The 18,511-nt window shown below is 60.6% G+C and carries 16 protein-coding genes; 7 read left to right on the top strand and 9 right to left on the bottom strand.

Annotation, left to right across the window (positions count from 1 at the left end):
• Positions 1-11: 11 nt before the first annotated feature.
• The 7 genes from msrA to AC0JZ4_RS04550 form a co-directional block, all read right to left on the bottom strand.
• Positions 12-671: a peptide-methionine (S)-S-oxide reductase MsrA gene (gene msrA, locus AC0JZ4_RS04520; RefSeq protein ID WP_471885243.1), complete on the bottom strand. Its 660-nt coding sequence runs from the start codon at positions 669-671 to the stop codon at positions 12-14.
• A 108-nt stretch (positions 672-779) separates the two neighbouring features.
• Positions 780-1,106, bottom strand: a complete 327-nt coding sequence (locus tag AC0JZ4_RS04525; protein WP_471885244.1) for a hypothetical protein — start codon at positions 1,104-1,106, stop codon at positions 780-782.
• A gap of 123 nt (positions 1,107-1,229) precedes the next feature.
• Positions 1,230-1,982 (bottom strand): hypothetical protein, encoded by a 753-nt coding sequence (locus AC0JZ4_RS04530; protein ID WP_471885245.1) that lies wholly within the window; start codon positions 1,980-1,982, stop codon positions 1,230-1,232.
• A gap of 334 nt (positions 1,983-2,316) precedes the next feature.
• A complete protein-coding gene (locus AC0JZ4_RS04535) occupies positions 2,317-4,041 on the bottom strand; it encodes an ABC transporter permease (protein WP_471885246.1) in 1,725 nt (574 codons plus the stop codon).
• Between the two features lie 81 nt (positions 4,042-4,122).
• The gene (locus tag AC0JZ4_RS04540) at positions 4,123-5,100 is read right to left on the bottom strand and encodes a Fe(3+) ABC transporter substrate-binding protein (RefSeq protein ID WP_471887786.1); all 978 of its coding nucleotides are present in this window, start codon (positions 5,098-5,100) and stop codon (positions 4,123-4,125) included.
• Positions 5,101-5,278: 178 nt separating this feature from the next.
• Complete coding sequence (locus AC0JZ4_RS04545; protein ID WP_471885247.1) at positions 5,279-6,322, bottom strand: ABC transporter ATP-binding protein; 1,044 nt, start codon at positions 6,320-6,322, stop codon at positions 5,279-5,281.
• A 104-nt stretch (positions 6,323-6,426) separates the two neighbouring features.
• Positions 6,427-7,770, bottom strand: a complete 1,344-nt coding sequence (locus AC0JZ4_RS04550; protein WP_471885248.1) for an MFS transporter — start codon at positions 7,768-7,770, stop codon at positions 6,427-6,429.
• A 342-nt stretch (positions 7,771-8,112) separates the two neighbouring features.
• Between AC0JZ4_RS04550 and cyoA the strand changes: the two genes are divergently transcribed.
• The 7 genes from cyoA (at position 8,113) to AC0JZ4_RS04585 (ending at position 16,544) form a co-directional block, all read left to right on the top strand.
• Positions 8,113-9,243: a ubiquinol oxidase subunit II gene (gene cyoA, locus AC0JZ4_RS04555; protein ID WP_471885249.1), complete on the top strand. Its 1,131-nt coding sequence runs from the start codon at positions 8,113-8,115 to the stop codon at positions 9,241-9,243.
• 44 nt (positions 9,244-9,287) lie between these two features.
• Positions 9,288-11,291, top strand: coding sequence for a cytochrome o ubiquinol oxidase subunit I (gene cyoB / locus AC0JZ4_RS04560; RefSeq protein ID WP_471885250.1), 2,004 nt, complete (start codon positions 9,288-9,290; stop codon positions 11,289-11,291).
• Positions 11,292-11,293: 2 nt separating this feature from the next.
• The gene (cyoC, locus tag AC0JZ4_RS04565) at positions 11,294-11,914 is read left to right on the top strand and encodes a cytochrome o ubiquinol oxidase subunit III (RefSeq protein WP_471885251.1); all 621 of its coding nucleotides are present in this window, start codon (positions 11,294-11,296) and stop codon (positions 11,912-11,914) included.
• Positions 11,911-12,306 carry a cytochrome o ubiquinol oxidase subunit IV gene (gene cyoD / locus AC0JZ4_RS04570; protein ID WP_471885252.1) on the top strand — a complete coding sequence of 132 codons (396 nt, stop codon included), beginning with the start codon at positions 11,911-11,913 and terminating at the stop codon, positions 12,304-12,306. The genes cyoC and cyoD overlap by 4 nt, the downstream gene beginning before the upstream one ends.
• Before the next feature lie 36 nt (positions 12,307-12,342).
• Positions 12,343-13,080, top strand: a complete 738-nt coding sequence (locus AC0JZ4_RS04575; protein ID WP_471887787.1) for an SURF1 family protein — start codon at positions 12,343-12,345, stop codon at positions 13,078-13,080.
• Between the two features lie 249 nt (positions 13,081-13,329).
• Positions 13,330-16,053 (top strand): ABC transporter transmembrane domain-containing protein, encoded by a 2,724-nt coding sequence (locus tag AC0JZ4_RS04580; RefSeq protein WP_471885253.1) that lies wholly within the window; start codon positions 13,330-13,332, stop codon positions 16,051-16,053.
• 89 nt (positions 16,054-16,142) lie between these two features.
• Positions 16,143-16,544 (top strand): cyclic nucleotide-binding domain-containing protein, encoded by a 402-nt coding sequence (locus AC0JZ4_RS04585; RefSeq protein WP_471885254.1) that lies wholly within the window; start codon positions 16,143-16,145, stop codon positions 16,542-16,544.
• Between the two features lie 29 nt (positions 16,545-16,573).
• Here AC0JZ4_RS04585 and AC0JZ4_RS04590 read toward each other — a convergent pair whose 3' ends face one another.
• Positions 16,574-17,056, bottom strand: a complete 483-nt coding sequence (locus AC0JZ4_RS04590; RefSeq protein ID WP_471885255.1) for a class I SAM-dependent methyltransferase — start codon at positions 17,054-17,056, stop codon at positions 16,574-16,576.
• Between the two features lie 14 nt (positions 17,057-17,070).
• Positions 17,071-18,435, bottom strand: coding sequence for a nucleotide sugar dehydrogenase (locus tag AC0JZ4_RS04595; RefSeq protein ID WP_471885256.1), 1,365 nt, complete (start codon positions 18,433-18,435; stop codon positions 17,071-17,073).
• Positions 18,436-18,511 lie beyond the last annotated feature (76 nt).

The following is an 18,511-nucleotide window of genomic DNA, read 5'->3' on the forward strand; positions in this document are numbered from 1 at the left end:
TCCCGCGATGGTCATGCGACCTTGTCGACCGGGCAGGACACGCCGGTGCCCTTGAGCCCGCAATAGCCGGCCGGATTCTTGGCCAGGTATTGCTGGTGATAGTCTTCAGCGTAATAGAAGACCGGTGCGGGCGCGAGTTCCGTGGTGATCGGCGTGTCGCGGCCGGCACGGGCCAGCGCGTCCTGGAACGCATCCAGCGCCTCACGCGCCTGCCGTTCCTGCTCCTCGGTGGTGGTGTATATCGCCGAACGATAGGTGGTACCGATATCGTTGCCCTGACGCATGCCCTGGGTGGGATCATGCTCCTCGAAGAACAGTTTCAGCAACTGGCGGTAGGACACGAGTTTCGGATCGAAGACGATCTTGACGATTTCCGCGTGGCCGGTGAGGCCGGTGGTCGTTTCGTGATAGGTGGGGTTTGGCGTGATGCCGCCGGCATAGCCAACCGCCGTCACATGGACGCCCGGCAGTTTCCAGAACAGGCGCTCGGCACCCCAGAAGCAGCCCATGCCGAGATAGGCCACTTCAAGCCCCTGCGGATAGGGTTCCATCAGCGGGCGGCCGCTGACGAAATGCAGTTCGGATGTCGGGATCGGCTCGGGTCGGCCCGGCAGCGCGGTGTCGGCAGACGGCATGACCGTCTTCTTGTTGAAGATTTCGCTCAGGAACATTTTCACCTCCATATCCGACGACATTTTTCTGCGGCGGCCTTTCCGGCACCGAAACACGTTGCGATGCTTCCAAATGCGCCCGACGTGTAGCATCGTCCGGCTTCTGCCCTAGACCGAGAAACGGCCGGCAAAGGGGCGGTTTTTGTAGCCGAGCATCCAGAAGACCAGAGCCAGGGCCAGAAAAACCGCGGTTGCCGGCTGTGCCAGAACCGGCGCAACGAAAGGTCGCCATATATCGGCACTGATATAGTCACTAGCCGACAGTTCTGCCAGTGTCAGGCTTTCGGGATCGATGCTGAGCCAGGCATTGCCCAGGCTGGTGAGCACGACCTGCGACGAGGCGACCGACTGGATGGAATCGAGCGCGCCGATGAGGATCGCCGCGAGGAGAGCGATAAAGCTCAGCAGGACGAAAAACGCGCGCAGGCCAGCCACAGCGGGACTCCCGTTCCAAGGCAAAGACGAAATGAATGTGCGGCGCAACCATAGGCGCCGGGTGCAGCCTTGGCAATCGCGGCCTCGGCAATCGATCGCATGCGGTGCGGCGACGATAACGACCTATCTTGCGCCGGCAAGCATGAGCCCGATGGGCTGACCGCCGAAATGGGCACGCAGGGCGCCGTCGATGATCGACAGTTTGGCAGCCTGGATATCGAGGAAGCTCTCGACGAAGGCCTTCGAAACCCACATCGTGGAACGGCCCTTGGTGCCGCTCCACCCCAGAATTCCACGATCTTCCGCCTCATTGACCTTTCGTGCCGCGTGCGAGCGCGACAGGTTGATACCTTCCGTCAATTCGGCGATCGAGGACAGGGCCAGCGGCAGGGTATCGCCTTCGGCATCGTGATCCGAGAGCGCAGCGATAAGCCGTTCGGTGACCAGGAAGCCGCTGTTCATCCACATGAAATGGGCGAAAGCCTGATGCGGGTCACGGGTCGTCTGGTCGTGCAGAAGCCCCATGGCGATGGCCGGCTGCAGCAGGGCGACCGTTTCGGGCGAGGCATTCTCGAACCAAGCGAGACGCCCTCCCCCATCGAGTGCATCGAGCGACATGAAATGCAGGCCGATCCAGCCGGCGAAGGCTTCGACCGTCGCTTCCGCCGGCGCCATGATGCGCATGCGCCGGTCCGTCGGGTGGGGGTGCTGCCTGATGACGCCGTATTTGAGCATCTCGTTGAGAAAGGCGGATGCGGTGTTGCGGCTGGCGACCTGGTGATGCGTCACGCGACGGATGAAGCTTGCAGCGCTGAGGCGCTCGCGCCCTTCATCCATGATGCTTTCGAAATGCAGGGCGAGGCCGATATGGGCCATGAGCCAGCGGTCCTGACAGGAAAAGATGGATGCAAGACGCGGCTTTTCACCGTGAATACCAAGGAGATGGCCGGATTGTCTTTTGACAACATCCAGCAGATCGGGATTTTTTCTGATTATTTCCATATCCGCCAACATGACGATAGTCGCATACTGCATTCAGTCTTAGAATATTGAGCTCATTAACCATATATGCGCCCGGATTTCCATGACATTCTGACATAGGGGCAGAACAGTTGGCGCAGTGTTACCTGCCCTAGACTTGGCGCCTTGGAAAATTACTCCGCACATCTCCTGCATTTCTGTAGGCGCGCCAAAATCCCAGCCAGGCGTGTCAGTGACCGGTGCTCTGGCGGTCGCGGCCGACGCGCGACAGAAGGATGACCGGCAGGATGCTGATGGCGACGATGGCAAGCGCGGCGATTGCCGCTTCCTCATAGGTTCCCCTTGCCGCCTCGCCATAAAGATGCGTGGCGAAGGTTTCGACATTGAGCGGGCGCAGCAGCAGGGTGGCCGGCAGTTCCTTGACGCAATCGACGAAAACGAGAAGTGCGGCGGCCGAGATGGCGGTGCGTGACAGCGGCAGGTGGACATGCCGGAACGTGCCAAGACTGCCCTGGCCGAGCGTGCGCGACGCGTGATCGAGCGCAAGAGGTATACGCGACAGGCCCGCTTCTATGCCGCCTGCGGAGATCGCCAGAAAGCGGACGGTCAGGGCATAGACGACGGCTGCCCCCGACCCCATGAAAAGCAGGCCTGTCGAGACGCCGAACCACCGGATTGTCGCGGCATCGACCATGCGGTCGAAACCGGCCAGCACGATGAGGACACCGATGGCGACGACCGTTCCGGGCGCGGCATAGCCGAGGGAGGAGAAACGCAGCATAGCGGCAGAGGCCTTTCCGGGGCGCACGCGCGTGGCATAGGCAAGGACGAGGCCAAGGCCAACGGTCAGCACGGTGGCGATCGTCGCGATTGCGAGGGTGCTGACCGCCTCGCCGAGGATGCGATCGGACAGGCCGGCGAAGCGATAGCGTTTCCAGGCTTCGGAGACGAGGTAGATGGCGGGAGCGACGAACCCGACGATGACCGGCAGGCAACCGGCTGCGAGACAGAGCAGGCCCCGCGCGCGGGAGAGACGCAGTGGCGCGAACGCACGGCTACGGCGGGCATCGGTGGCATAGCGCTGCCGGCGGCGCGCCCAGCGTTCCATCATGACAAGCGCGACGACGATCACCAGCAGGGCGAGCGCGATCTGCGATGCGCCCGGCAGATCGGTACGGGTGATCCAGGTCGTATAGATCGAGACGGTCATGGTTCTGACGCCGAGGAATTCGGCAGCCCCGACATCATTGAGGGTTTCCATCAGCGCCAACGCAACGCCGATCGCCACGGCGGGCCGTGCAAGAGGCAGCGCGACACGCCAGAAGACTGCGTGGCTGGACGTGCCAAGCGTGCGGGCTGCATCGACCAGATTGCCGGACTGGGTGAGGAACATCGCCCGCGTGGGGATATAGACATAGGGGTAGAGCACGAAGCCGAGCAGCAGGATGCAGCCGGTCATCGAGCGGATATCGGGCAGGCGGAACTGGCGCGGGGTTTCATAGCCGAGCACCCAGCGGATTGCCCCCTGTACCGAGCCGATCGGGTGCAGGATATCGAGATAGGCATAGGCGATGATGTAGGTCGGCACCGCAAGCGGCAGGAGCAGTGCCCATTCGAGCACCCGGCGGCCGGGAAACTCGTAGGCGGTGACCAACCAGGCGGTCGTCGTGCCGAGACATGCCGTCAGGACGCCGACACCGGCGAGAAGGATGACGGTATCGACAAAGGCGACCGGCAGGACGGTGGAAACCAGATGCGCCCAGAGCCCGGCCGACCCTTTCAACGCCTCAAATGCAAGACCTGCGACGGGAAGGACGACGATGGCGGCGACAAGCGTGGAGAGAACGAGCCATCGGCTGTGACGGCGCCCGGCGCTTCCGGCGCGAGAGCCGCTTCCGACACGGGAGCCACTGGCGCGAGAGCCACTGGCGGCACGAGTTCCACTGGCGGGCATTGAGGCATCCATGCTGTAGAAACGTAAAGGTACCCCGGTGCGTTTTCCGCCGGGGTACCGTGCTCATGATGACGATATCGCTCAGTTGTCGAAGCCGACCTTGTCGACCAGCTCGCTCGCCTGCTTGCGATGGCTGACGATTTCGGTCAGCGGCTTGTTGTCGATCTTCAACTCGCCGAAGGAGGCGATGATCGGATCGATGGCAGCGCCGGCCTTGACCGGGTATTCGTAATTGGCTTCGGCGTAGATCTTCTGGGCCTCATCCGAGACGAGATATTCCAGGAGCTTGACGGCCTCTTCCTTGTTCGGCGCATTCTTGGCGACTGCGGCACCACTGATATTGACCTGGGTTCCGCCGTTCTTGAAGGTCGGCAGCACGACCTTGATGGCTTCGACCCACTTCGCCTGCTCTTCGCCGCCCTTGCCGGACTTCATCAGGCCGACATAATAGGAATTGGCGACGCCGATATCGCAAATGCCGCCGAGGATATCCTTGGCCGCATCACGGTCGCCGCCGGCGGCCTTGCGGGCAAGATTGTCCTTGACGCCGGTCAGCCACTTTTCGGTTTCTTCCGCGCCGTAATGGGCAATGTAATCGGCAAACAGGGCCGTGTTATAGGGATGCTGGCCCGAACGGATGCAGACCTTGCCCTTCCATTTCGGATCGGCGAGATCCTCGTAGTTGAAGGCCGTAAGATCGAGGTCCTTGGCGGCGTAGAGCACGCGGGCGCGATAGGAAAGGCCGAACCAGTGGCCCTTGCCGTCGCGCAGCTCGGCGGGGATCGCTTCGTTGAGGACAGTGGATTCGATCGGCTGCGTCACACCCTTTTCGGCAAGGTCGACGAGGTTGCCGGCATCGACCATCATCAGGATATCCGCAGGCGAGCTTGCGCCTTCCGATGCGACGCGCTCGGCTAGGCCGTCCTTGAGGAATACGGTGTTGACCTTGGTGCCGGTCGACTTGGTGAAGGCTTCGAGAAGCGGGGCGACCAGCGCCGGTTCGCGCGTCGTGTAGACGTTGATCTCGGCCGCAGAGGCGAGCGCGGGCGCCGCAAGCATCGAAGCGGACAGAAGGGCCGAGGCGAGAATGGGGTGCGGGTTCATGAAACTCCTCCTATGGAATGAACATGCCCGCATGCAGCATTTCATGATCTGCATGGTCAAGTTTAATTTTCAACCTATAATGATCATCACGGAAAATTTATCCATCCAGGTCGCCGCATTGCAATCGAAGGCTTCAGAACATCAAGACCTGCTGCGGCGAAATGGTGATCCTGACCTCCGCCACATGCTCGGGGATCCTGTCCCGCGTTATGGCGGACAAGGGTGTATCCAGGCCCTCGACACGCAGCAGGACCTGCTGCGCCTCCCCCTGGAACAGGCGGGCCTCTATGCGGGCGGGAATGTCGCCCCGGTCGGGCGATACGGCGATTGCCTGAGGGCGGACATGAAGAACCACGTCACGGCCGAGCGTAGCCGAACCGGCGGCAAACCGGCCGATCGGGGTCAGCACGTCGGCGCCTTCGAGAATACCGGGCACCTTGTTGGCGTCGCAGAAGAAATCGGCAGCATAGGCGTTTACGGGCCGATCGTAGAGGTCATAGGCGGAGCCTGCCTGGACGATCTCGCCGGCCCGCATAAGGACGACGCGATCGCCGGATGACAGCGCTTCCTGCGGGTCGTGGGTCACCATGACGACGGTGGTGCCGAGAGATTTCAGAAGCGACAGGGTTTCCTGCCGCACTCGGGCACGCAGGCCCTGATCGAGATTGGAAAACGGCTCGTCGAGAAGGACGATGCCCGGCTGCGGCGCCAGAGCGCGGGCAAGCGCCACCCGCTGCTGTTCGCCGCCGGACAGGGTGTGGGGGAAACGATCGATCAGATGCGTGACGCCGGCACGCCGCGCAACGTCATCGGCGCTTTCGGCGGCCTTCGCCTTCGGCCAGCGCTTGAGGCCGAAAAGGATGTTGTCGCGGACGCTCAGATGCGGAAAGAGCGCGTAATCCTGGAAGACGAAGCCGACGCCGCGTGCCTCAGGCTCGACGAAAGCGTCGCCATCCACCTGCCTGCCATCGAGAAACAGGCGTCCGCCGTCGATGGTCTCGACGCCGGCGATTATGCGCAGCAGGGTAGACTTGCCGCAACCGGAGTGACCGACGAGGGACAGGACTTCCCCCCTTGCTATTTCCAGCGAGAGATTGCGCAGAGCCGCCGTATTGCCGAACACGCGGCCGACATTCTCAAGCCTTACCGCCGCATCGCCCCTGGTCATCGCCTGCATTCCTTGCCTCCCAACGCAAAATCACGGGCCTCCTTGCCGGAAGCCCGTGACGTTTTCAGATGATCGCGGCACAATTTCAAGAGCGACGGCGGCGAACGGCCGGCCTAACGTGCCGCAGGCGCATCGGGGGTATCGATCGTGCGACTGAGAACCAGCGCGAGGATCGTACAGATCGCGCCGGAGATCAGGTAGCCTCCGATGAAGATGATGCCGAAATTGCTGGCAAGACCGAGTGCTACCAGCGGTGCGAAGCCTGCTCCGACCAGCCATGCGATATCGGATGTCAGGGCCGAACCGGTATAGCGATAGCTGCTGGAGAAGCGTGACGACACCGCACCCGACGCCTGGCCGAAGGACAGGCCGAGGATAGCAAAGCCCAGAATGATGAAGGCTGCCTGCCCCGACGCACCGGCATTAAGCAGGAACGGTGCGGAGAAACTGAAGATCGCGATGATGATCGCGCCGATCAGCAATTGCCGACGCCGGCCGAAGCGGTCCGCCATGAAGCCGGAGAGAACGATCGTCGCAAAGCCGACGATTGCGCCCAGAACCTGGATGAACAGGAACGAGCCGGCCGATTGACCACCAAACAGCGTGACCCAGCTCAGCGGGAAGATCGTGACCAGGTGGAACATGGCGAAGCTGGCCAAGGGAACGAACGCCCCGATGACGACGTCAAAGCCATGGACCTTGAGCATTTCGGAAATCGGCTTCGGCTCCAGTTCGTGGCTTTCGAGCGCTTCGCCGAATTCATGCGACGCGACGATGCGCAGACGCGCAAACAGCGCGACGACGTTGATGGCGAAAGCGACGAAGAACGGGTAACGCCAGCCCCAGTCGAGGAAGTCGGCGCTGGACAGGCTGACGACGAAATAGCCGAACAGGATGCTGGCCAGGGCAAAACCGACCGGCGCACCCAATTGCGGGATCATGGCGTAGAAGCCGCGGCGGTTCGGCGGGGCGCTCTTGGCGAGCAGCGAGGCCAGTCCATCCCAGGCGCCGCCGAGGGCAAAACCCTGACCGAGCCGGAAAAGCGCCAGAAGGGCGGGCGACCACATGCCGATCGAATCATAGCCGGGCAAGAATGCGATCGATGCGGTGGAGCCGCCGAGAATCAGCAAAGCCGTCGTCAGCTTCGTGCCGCGACCATAGTTGCGGTCGATCCAGCTGAAAACGAACGAGCCGACGGGACGCGCCAGGAACGCCAGGGAAAAAATCGCGAAAGAATAAAGCGTCGCGGTTACCGGATCGGGGACGAACGAGAACACGAGCCGGGGAAAAACCAGTACGCAACCGAGACCGAACACGAAAAAGTCAAAAAACTCCGACGTCCGGCCGATGATCACGCCGATGGCAATGTTTCCGGCCGAAACCGGCTTGTCATCATGCATATGCCGGGCGTCGCGTTCCATCGCCGATGACGACGGATGAATTGCTGCTTCAACCATGACCTGCGTCCTCCTTCGCAACATGACTATAGACAAGAGAATGTTGGCCAGAGGCGTTGTCAATCAAGATTTTCGGATAATTTTTTTATTTGCTAAAATAAGGTCCCGATTACGCTTTTTGGTCGTTCACGCGGCCTTCTTCATCATTTGGTGACACCCGTCTGTTGTAGGGGGGGCTTATGCGTTAAATTGCCGCCAAATCGCCACCATTGCATTCTTTCGAATCGCCCTTTTGCCCATTGCAATGGCAAAGAAAATGCTGCACTGCGACGAAACACCTCATGGAGAACCTGGCGGCGCTCCGATACGCGAACTAGACAAATAGCAAGTTTGAGCAGACCAATGTCCCCAATTTTACGGCGTCTTTGCCAACTTTCCCTCCTTATGATCCTCCCCATCATGTCGGGCTGTAGTCTCGTGGTGATGTCGCCGTCCGGCGATATCGCCCAGCAGCAGGCCGATCTGATCGTCGTCTCGACGGTCTTGATGCTGCTGATCATCGTGCCGGTATTGTTCCTGACCCTCTACTTTGCCTGGCACTACCGCCAGTCCAACACCACGGCCAAGTATGATCCCGAATGGCATCATTCGACCCGCCTCGAAGTGGTGATCTGGGCGGCTCCGCTCGCGATCATCATCGCGCTCGGCGCAATCACCTGGATCAGCACCCACCGGCTGGATCCCTACAGGCCGCTCGATCGCCTCGATGCAGAGCGCGAAATTCCGGCCGACACCCGCCCGCTCGAAGTCGAAGTCGTCGCGCTCGACTGGAAGTGGCTGTTCTTCTATCCGGAATACGGTATCGCCACCGTCAACGAGATGGCAGCTCCGGTCGATCGTCCGATCACCTTCAAGCTGACCGCATCGTCGGTGATGAACTCCTTCTACGTTCCGGCGCTTGCAGGCATGATCTACACGATGCCGGGCATGGAAACGAAGCTTCACGCCGTGATCAACAAGGAAGGCGTCTTCGACGGCCTGTCGTCCAACTATTCGGGCGCCGGCTTCTCGCACATGCGCTTCAAGTTCCACGCGCTGAACAACGAAGGCTTCGACGGCTGGATCGCCCGCGTCAAGCAGAACGGCACCGCGCTCAACCGCAACGCCTATCTGACGCTTGAAAAGCCGAGCGAGCGCGAGCCCGTCCGTTACTTCGCCACCGTCGAGGACGGCCTTTATCGCCGCGTTCTCAACATGTGCGTTGCCGAAGGCAAGATGTGCATGGACGAGATGATGCACATCGACATGATGGGTGGCGCCGGCGTGGAAAGCCACGAAAACGTCGAGCGTCTGACGCATGACGACCGCCATGCCGACCTGAGCAACGCCCACGGGGCGACCGTTCCGGCATCCGGCGAACCTGCCAAGAGCGACGTCGCTCCGCATGAAAGCAACGCGCATGAGGGCCATACGGCCCCCGGCGCGAACACTGAAAGCGAAGGGGCCGCACCGGCCCAGCTCAATAGCAATTGAACCTGGCGCTTTGCGTCCCACGACATCAATGAACGGGTTACCCCATGTTATCTGATCCAGACCTCCTGAAGTTTATCTTCGGTCGGTTGACCCTCGACTCGATCCCCCTTCACGAGCCGATCCTGATCGCCACCTTCTGTGCCGTCGCCCTCGGGGGCATCGCACTGCTCGGCCTCCTCACCTACATGAAGTGGTGGGGTCCGCTGTGGCGTGACTGGATCACCAGTATCGATCACAAGAAGATCGGTATCATGTACATCATCCTGGCCATCATCATGCTGTTCCGCGGCTTCGCAGACGCGATCATGATGCGTATCCAGCAGGCGATTGCCTTCAACGGCAACGAGGGCTACCTCAACGCCCACCACTACGACCAGATCTTCACCGCCCACGGCGTGATCATGATCTTCTTCGTCGCGATGCCTTTCGTGACGGGTTTCATGAACTATGTCGTACCGCTGCAGATCGGCGCGCGTGACGTCTCGTTCCCGTTCCTGAACAACTTCTCGTTCTGGATGACGACTGCCGGTGCGATCATCATCATGATCTCGCTGTTCGTCGGCGAATTCGCACGCACCGGCTGGCTGGCCTATCCGCCGCTTTCGGGCGCGGATTACAGCCCCGGCGTCGGTGTCGACTATTACATCTGGGGACTTCAGGTCGCCGGTGTGGGAACGACGCTTTCCGGCATCAACCTGATCGCCACGATCGTCAAGATGCGTGCTCCCGGCATGTCCTTCATGAAGATGCCCGTCTTCACCTGGACCTCGCTCTGCACCAACATCCTGATCGTCGCCACCTTCCCGATCCTGACCGCAACGCTGGCGCTTCTGTCGCTTGACCGTTACGTCGGCACGAACTTCTTCACGAACGATCTCGGCGGCAACCCGATGATGTACGTGAACCTGATCTGGATCTGGGGCCACCCGGAAGTCTACATCCTGATCCTTCCGGCCTTCGGCATCTTCTCCGAAGTCGTTGCGACCTTCTCCGGCAAGCGCCTGTTCGGCTATGCCTCGATGGTCTACGCGACCTGTGTGATCATGGTCCTGTCGTACCTCGTATGGCTGCACCACTTCTTCACCATGGGTTCGGGCGCTTCGGTCAACGCCTTCTTCGGCATCACCACGATGATCATCTCCATCCCCACGGGTGCGAAGATCTTCAACTGGCTGTTCACGATGTATCGCGGCCGCATTCGCTACGAAGTGCCGATGCTGTGGACGATCGGCTTCATGATCACCTTCGTCATCGGTGGCATGACCGGCGTCATGCTGGCGGTTCCGCCGGCTGACTTCGTGCTCCACAACTCACTGTTCCTGATCGCCCACTTCCATAACGTGATCATCGGCGGCGTGCTGTTCGGCCTGATGGCCGGCGTCACCTACTGGTTCCCGAAGGCATTCGGCTACAAGCTCGATCCCTTCTGGGGCAAGATGAGCTTCTGGTTCTGGTTCGTCGGCTTCTACTTCGCCTTCATGCCGCTCTATGTGCTCGGCCTGATGGGTGTTACCCGCCGCGTTTCGCAGTTCGAAGATCCGTCGCTGCAGATCTGGTTCATCATCGCCGCCTGTGGCGCCGGGATGATCGCGATCGGCATCGCCTCCTTCGTCATCCAGCTCGTCGTCAGCTACTTCAAGCGCGAGCAGCTGAAGGACGAGACGGGCGACCCGTGGAACGGCCGTACGCTGGAATGGTCGACGTCTTCGCCGCCGCCGGAATACAACTTCGCGTTCACGCCGATCGTCTATGACCATGACAGCTGGTACGACATGAAGAACCGCGGCCACGTGCGCAAGCTGCAGGGCTACAAGCCGATCCACATGCCGAAGAACACCGGCACCGGTGTGATCCTCTCCGGCCTCAGCGTGGCGCTTGCCTTCGGCCTGATCTGGTACATGTGGTGGCTGGCTGCGCTGTCGTTCATCGCCATCCTGGCGGTCTCGATTGCCCACACCTTCAACTACAAGCGTGACTACTACATTCCCGCGGATGCGGTGGAAGCCGAGGAGACCCGGCGCACCGAACTGCTGGCGAAGCAGGTGTAACAATGAGCAAGATTGAAGCCCAAACCGCGGAAAACCCGCAATTCTACGTCGACGAAGAGCCGCACGCGGAAAGCAGCACGAACCTTGGGTTCTGGCTGTACCTGATGAGCGACTGCCTTATCTTCGCGATGCTGTTCGCAACCTATGCCGTCGTCGGCCGCAATTATGCGGCCGGCCCTTCGCCGGCCGACCTGTTCGACCTGAAGCTCATCGCGATCAACACCGCGATGCTGCTGTTCTCGTCGATCACCTACGGTTTCGCGATGCTGCAGATGGAACGCGGCGCCAAGCAGGAAACGCTGTTCTGGCTCGGCATCACCGGCCTGTTCGGCCTCGCCTTCCTCGGCATCGAAATGTACGAGTTCTACCACCTGATCCACGAGGGTGCGACGCCGCAGCGCTCGGCGTTCCTGTCGGCGTTCTTCACGCTGGTCGGTACCCACGGCCTGCACGTCACCTTCGGTATCATCTGGCTCGTGACGCTGATGGTTCAGGTCAGCAAGTTCGGCCTGATCCCGGAAAACCGCCGTCGCCTGATGTGCCTGTCGATGTTCTGGCACTTCCTCGACGTCATCTGGATCGGTGTCTTCTCTGTTGTCTATCTCATGGGAGTAGTCGGATGAGTGGTAACGCTTCTTCGCACCACGATGCACACGACGCGCATCACGGCCATGGCCACGAATCCAGCCATGGCTCGTTCAAGAGCTATGTCACCGGCTTCGTTCTGTCGGTCATCCTGACCGCCATTCCGTTCTGGCTGGTGATGGGCGACGTGCTCGACAGCAAGATCGCCACCGTTGCGGCGATCATGATCCTCGGTGTCGTGCAGATCGTCGTTCACATGATCTACTTCCTGCACATGAACACCAAGTCGGAAGGCGGCTGGACGATGATGGCGCTGATCTTCACGATCGTCATCGTGGTGATCGCGCTCGTCGGATCGCTCTGGGTCATGCATCACCTCAATACCAACATGATGGTGATGACCCCCGAGATGATGAAGAACCTGCCGTAAGGCGGCTTCATCCGTCCTTAAGATCGACCAATCGGCATACCGATGCCTCAGACAATGGAAAAGCCCGTGAAATCCCATATCGGCTTACGGGCTTTTCTCTTTCTAGCCGCCGCGATCTTCCTTGCGCTCGGCTCCTGGCAGGTTCAGCGGCTTTTCTGGAAGCTCGACCTGATCGAACGGGTGGATGCGCGCGTCCACGCCGACCCCGTCTCCCCTCCTTCCACCGCCGAATGGGCCTCGCTGCCGGCCAATGACGCCGAATACCGGCACGTCGCGGTGTCCGGCACGTTCGACCACACGAAGGAAACGCTGGTCCAGGCCGTGACCGAGCGCGGCGCCGGATTCTGGGTGCTGACGCCACTGACATCTGCGGACGGCACAGCTTTCCTCATCAACCGCGGCTTCGTGACCTCCGACCGCCGCGATCCGGCAACGCGCAGCGGCGGACAGATCGACGGCAATGTCAGCGTCACCGGTCTTTTGCGCCTGAGCGAGCCGGACGGCGCTTTCCTGCGCAGCAACAATGCACAGGCAGGCAACTGGTATTCGCGGGATGTCGCCGCAATCGGCGCGGACAAGGCCATCGGCGCGCTGGCGCCCTATTTCATCGATGCCGACGCGACGGCCAATCCGGGTGGCTATCCGATCGGCGGGCTGACCGTGATCCAGTTCCGCAACAGCCATCTCGTCTACGCGCTGACATGGTTCACGCTGGCGATCATGGCGATCGCCGCCGCGATCATGATCCCGCGGCTTCTGCGCCGCGACGCCTGAAACCGGCAGTCCTGCAACACGGCCGGAATAATTTCATCGCTCCCTTGAACGACAAGCCTGTCGACACGAAATGCCGGAGCGGCGAATGTGATATGTGGCAGGGCACCCAGGCCGTTGCGGCGCCGGCGAGCTCTTGGACCTATGGCGTACCGCACAGCACTCGTTTATATATCAGAGACACGCTATACATTGCCGGATGCAGCTGATCCGACACTTGAGTTGAGAATGCTGTCGCTTCGGTGAAGGTATATGCAGAAGACGCTGTTACGCTATATCTGGTCCCATACCAGGCCACAGCAGGTGTGGATTCTTACGATCGTGGCGCTGTCCATGATCCCGTATTTCCTCGCCTTCGACCTTCCCAAGCAGATCATCAACGGGCCGATACAGGGCCAGGGTTTCGAAGACCTGCAGGCGACGCAGCCGTTTCTCGACTTCTCCTTGGGCATTCCCTTCACCGACATTTCCTTCAGCTATGACGGCGTTCCGTTCGACCGCATGGAAACGCTGGTGGCGCTGAGCGGCGTCTTTCTGGTTCTGGTGATCATCAACGGCGGCTTCAAATATTACATCAATACCTACAAGGGCCGCCTCGGCGAGAGGCTGCTGCGGCGCATTCGCTTCGAGCTGGTGGATCGCGTGCTGCGTTTTCCGCCGCGCCACGCCAAGAGCCTGAACGGCGCCGAAATCGCCAGCATGGTGAAGGACGAGGTGGAGCCGTTCGGCGGCTTTACCGGCGATGCCTTCGTGCAGCCGGCGCTGCTCGGCGGCCAGGCGCTGGCGGCGCTGTTCTTCATCATCCTGCAGAATTTCTGGCTGGGCATGGTGGCGGCATTCATGGTGGCGATCCAGGTCATCATCATTCCGAAGATGCGCCGGCGGCTTATCGAGCTTGGCCGGCAGCGGCAGATCACGGCACGGCGCCTGGCGGGCAAGGTGAACGAAATCGTCGAAGGACTGGGCACGATCCATGCCTATGACACATCGAATTTCGAACGCGCCGACGTGGCGAGCAGGCTCGGCGAGATCTTCCGCATCCGCTACGACCTCTACCAGTGGAAATTTCTCGTCAAGTTCCTCAATAATTTCCTATCACAGCTGACACCGTTCCTGTTCTACCTGATCGGCGGCTACCTGACGCTGCGCGGTACGCTCGACGTCGGCCAGCTGGTGGCCGTCATCAATGCCTACAAGGACCTGCCCGGCCCGCTGAAGGAGCTGATCGACTGGGACCAGGCGCGCCAGGACGTGCAGGTGAAGTATGAGCAGGTGTTCGAGAATTTCGAGGTCGAGGACCTGATCAACCCCGCGCTTCATACGCTGACCTACAAGAGCGAACAGCCGCGCGGCGAGGTGCTGCAGGCGGTGGCGGTTTCGGTCAACGACGACAGCGGCGCCAAGGTTGTGGACCATGTGACGCTGAAGATCGAGCCGGGGCACACCGTTGCCATGGTGGATCACACCGGGCGCGGCGCCGAAGCCATGGCAGAGGCACTCGGACGCCTGGCATGGCCATCGAGCGGCAAGATATGTCTGGGCGATGTCGAAATCAGAGAGCTGCCGGAATCGGTGACCGGCCGCTACATCTCCTATGTCTCGACCGACAGCTATTTCTTTCATGGCAGCCTGAAGGATAACCTCCTCTACGGGCTCAAGCATGCGCCGGTGCACAAGACCGAGTATGCGGGCAAGGAAGCCCGGCAGCGGGTCTGGAACATCCGCGAGGCCAAGAAGGCCGGCAATCCGCATATGGACATCAATGCCGGCTGGGTGGACTACGGATCGGCCGCGCTTGGAAACGGCACGAAGGAGGACCTGAAAAAGTCGCTCCTAGCCGTTCTCGAAGCCGTGCAGCTGCGGGACGACGTTCTCGAGCTTGCCCTCCACTCCACCATCGATCCCGAGCAGGACCCGGATTTCGCTGCAAAGGTGGTCGACATGCGCCACGCGCTGCGGGACAGGATGACGGAGCTGGGGATGGATTCACTGGTCATTCCGTTCCAGCCCTACGAATACAATCAGCAAGCGACGGTTGCCGAGAACCTGCTGTTCGGCGCGACGCTGGAGCCGCTCAATCCGCAGAACGAGCTCCTGTCGAGCGAGCATTTCTATACCGCCCTGAACAAGGTGGGGCTGCAGCGGCCGTTCGTGGCGATGGGCCGGACGGTGGCGAAGAACCTCGTCGAGATCTTCGGCGGATTGCCGGCCGACCATCCGTTCTTTCGTCAGATCACGACCCTGTCCGCCGAGGACATCAGTTACTATCAGAGCCTTTTGCAACGAAAGACAGAACCGAAGCCGACCAACTTCAAGCTCTCGGATGCCGACAAGGCGTTTATACGCCTGACGCTCGAATATATCGAACCGCGCTACCGCCTCGGCATTCTCGACGAGGAGCTTCAGGGCAAGATCGTCGGCTGCCGCGAGCTTTTCTATACCGAACTGCCGGCGCATCTGCGCAACCTCGTGGAGCGCTACGATCCGCACAAATACGTCTCCGTCGCGACACTGCGGGAAAACATTATTTTCGGCAAGCTGAGCAACCGCGACACGGAAGGCGTGGCGGAGCTGCGCTCGCTTGCAGCACAGGTTTCACAGGAGCTTGGCTTCGCCGACGACCTGCTCAAGGCCGGCCTGGAATTCGATATCGGCGCCGGCGGACGCAGGCTGACGCCCATTCAACGGCGAAAACTTAATCTCGCCCGCGCATTGATTAGGCGCTCTGATTATTACGTGTTCAACAAGCCGTTGCCGGGACTGGAAAGACACGCTCAGGAAGAAATTGTTCAGAACGTGCTTGCATTTCTGGGCCAACAGGAGAATGATCCAGGGGTTATATGGGTTCTGTCAAATATCTCTTTGTCACGTTTGTTTGACAGAGTCGTCATGTTTGATGGAGGCGTGATCCTTGAAGAGGGGTCCTACGAGACCCTTGAACAGGAGAGCGGAACCTTCAAGGCCATGGTGGCGTAAAGTCATCGGTCCGGCAGGGAAAGGCGGTACAAGCTATGTTGCTATGTGATGAAGTCCAGCAGCTGCGTAAACTTCCGTATTTTTCGGAAATGGACACGTGCAAGCTGAAGCTGCTTGCATTTGCATCCGAGCGCGTGACCTTCAAGCCGGGACAGAAGCTGTTTTCGCAAGGCGACAGCGGCGACTCCGCTTACTTCATTCTCAGCGGCAATGTGGAATATCTCGTCAACACGTCGCAGGGGCCTGTGAAGGTCAGCGAGCGCAGCGCGAATTCGATTGTCGGCGACATTTCGCTGCTTTGCGATGGACCGCGCAGCTCGACGGTGCAGGCCGCCGGCGTAGTGGAAGCGCTGAAGATCAACAAGGACTACCTGTTCCGCATCATGGACGATTGTCCGGGAATGACGATGAAGATGACCCGCGCATTGGCGGAGCGCCTTCACCTGACGTCTTCCGAGCTGGACAAGGTACGCGCGCTTCAGAGAGCCTGACGCGCAGACGCCCCTGGCGGAACGTCCGATCACACCCTTCGATACATGAAATAGCGGCCTTCGCTGACGGTGGGCAGGCGCGGCAGTTCGCTGAGGTCCTTATGGACAAGTGGAAGGCCGCTGACCGCGAAGCCGCCCGGACGCAACATGTCCGCGACCATCTGCGGCAGCCAGGACAGCGTGATGGCATCCTTGTCGTCATAACCCGTACCGATATCGGCGTGAACAAGTGCCGCTTCGGCGCCTGCGAAGGTCTTGCCCGTTTCATTGATTTCGCCAAGCACGAGGTTCTCGTCGGCCGGCACGCTCGACTTGTGGGCGTTCATTGCCCGGTCGAATGCGACAAGGCGGCGATCGGGGAAAAGCTCGCGCAGATGATTGAAGGTGCGGCCGTTGCCAAGCCCGATTTCCAGAACCGCACCTTCCTCGGGCAGGCTCAGGTCGTGGGCGACGTGATTGAGAATGTCGCGCTGGGCGGACATGCGGTTGATGAACGTATCCAGTCGGCTCATGGGCTTTGGTCTCCTTAAGCCTTGACGATCTTGTCGGAGGAAATACCCCGACGAGCAAAGACGTTGCGGGTATCGACGATCAGCGGGGCGTTTTCGGCGAGGGACTGGTAATCGACGTCGTCATGATCCGTGGCGATCACCACCGCATCGAAGGAAGCCAGCGCCTTCAGGTCCCAGGTGACGGACCGTCGGCCCTTCAACTCGGCATATTCGCGGGTCGAGGGAATTTCCGGCACGAAGGGGTCGAAGTAGTCGGCATGGCCGCCACGGCGCTCGATCAGCTCCATCAGGCGCAGCGACGGGCTTTCGCGGATATCCGGCACGTTCTTCTTGTAGGCGAGGCCGATAAGGAGGACTTTAGAGCGGCTGAGCGCCTTGCCGCAACGGATATCGAGCGCTTCGGCAAGCCGGGTCACGATATGATGCGGCATGGCCGTGTTGATCTCGCCGGCCAGCTCGATGAAGCGGGTGGGCGTTTCGAATTCCCGTGATTTCCAGGTAAGATAGAAGGGATCGATGGGGATGCAGTGTCCGCCTAGGCCCGGGCCGGGATAGAAGGGCATGTAGCCGAACGGCTTGGATTTTGCCGCATCGATAACTTCCCAGACATCGATGCCCATCGCGTCGTAGACGAGCTTCAATTCGTTGACGAGGGCGATATTGACGGCACGAAAGATGTTTTCGGTCAGCTTGACGGCTTCGGCCGTCGCCGTGGTGGAGACAGGCACGACGCTGGAGACCGTGGCTCCATAGAAGGCCTGCATCAGGCTCGCGGCATCCTCGCCGTCGCCGGCAACGACCTTGGGAATGGTGGCGGTATGGAACTGGCGGTTGCCGGGGTCTTCACGCTCGGGCGAGTAGCCGAGAAAGAAATCGGCACCGGATTTCAGGCCGGTCTTTTCTAGGATCGGCTTGACCACCTCGTCGGTGGTGCCGGGATAGGTGGTCGATTCCAGCACGACGAGCTGGCCGGGCCGAAGCGTGGCGGCGATCGCCTCGGCGGTCTTTGCCACATAGGAGAGATCCGGATCGCGATGTGCGGTCAGCGGGGTCGGAACGCAGATGGCGATGATGTCGCATTCGGCAAGGCGAGCGAAATCGCTGGTGGCGGAAAAGCGGCCGGCCTGGCATTCGGCTTTGAGCACATCCGTCGGGACGGCTTCGATATAGCTCTCGCGGCGTTCGATGAAGTCGATCTTGGAGGGATCGATATCGAAGCCTTCGACGGTAAATCCGGCCTTGGCAAAGGCCATGGCCAGCGGCAGACCGACATAGCCGAGCCCCACCACGCCCGCCCTTGCAGTGCGTGAAGCGATCTTCGCCTGAAGCGTGGAAGAGAGGGATGCATTGGTCGTGTCGGATGGCATGTCGGGGGTCATTTCGGAGGAATTCCTGCGCTTTCGGCTTTGGCTGACAGTTGTGAGAGAAGCACCAACGTGTCAAGAGTAGCTCACG

This window comes from [Rhizobium] kunmingense, from assembly GCF_977018605.1.

Excerpts from the sequence above, each read along its gene's own strand:
- msrA (WP_471885243.1), bottom strand. The coding sequence starts at position 671 with ATGTTCCTGAGCGAAATCTTCAACAAGAAGACGGTCATGCCGTCTGCC.
- AC0JZ4_RS04530 (WP_471885245.1), bottom strand. The coding sequence starts at position 1,982 with ATGGCCCATATCGGCCTCGCCCTGCATTTCGAAAGCATCATGGATGAA.
- AC0JZ4_RS04550 (WP_471885248.1), bottom strand. The coding sequence starts at position 7,770 with ATGGTTGAAGCAGCAATTCATCCGTCGTCATCGGCGATGGAACGCGAC.
- cyoB (WP_471885250.1), top strand. The coding sequence starts at position 9,288 with ATGTTATCTGATCCAGACCTCCTGAAGTTTATCTTCGGTCGGTTGACC.
- AC0JZ4_RS04585 (WP_471885254.1), top strand. The coding sequence starts at position 16,143 with ATGGACACGTGCAAGCTGAAGCTGCTTGCATTTGCATCCGAGCGCGTG.
- AC0JZ4_RS04540 (WP_471887786.1), bottom strand. The coding sequence starts at position 5,100 with ATGCTTGCGGCGCCCGCGCTCGCCTCTGCGGCCGAGATCAACGTCTAC.
- AC0JZ4_RS04545 (WP_471885247.1), bottom strand. The coding sequence starts at position 6,322 with ATGCAGGCGATGACCAGGGGCGATGCGGCGGTAAGGCTTGAGAATGTC.
- AC0JZ4_RS04595 (WP_471885256.1), bottom strand. The coding sequence starts at position 18,435 with ATGACCCCCGACATGCCATCCGACACGACCAATGCATCCCTCTCTTCC.
- AC0JZ4_RS04580 (WP_471885253.1), top strand. The coding sequence starts at position 13,330 with ATGCAGAAGACGCTGTTACGCTATATCTGGTCCCATACCAGGCCACAG.
- cyoC (WP_471885251.1), top strand. The coding sequence starts at position 11,294 with ATGAGCAAGATTGAAGCCCAAACCGCGGAAAACCCGCAATTCTACGTC.
- cyoD (WP_471885252.1), top strand. The coding sequence starts at position 11,911 with ATGAGTGGTAACGCTTCTTCGCACCACGATGCACACGACGCGCATCAC.
- AC0JZ4_RS04590 (WP_471885255.1), bottom strand. The coding sequence starts at position 17,056 with ATGAGCCGACTGGATACGTTCATCAACCGCATGTCCGCCCAGCGCGAC.
- AC0JZ4_RS04535 (WP_471885246.1), bottom strand. The coding sequence starts at position 4,041 with ATGCCCGCCAGTGGAACTCGTGCCGCCAGTGGCTCTCGCGCCAGTGGC.
- cyoA (WP_471885249.1), top strand. The coding sequence starts at position 8,113 with ATGTCCCCAATTTTACGGCGTCTTTGCCAACTTTCCCTCCTTATGATC.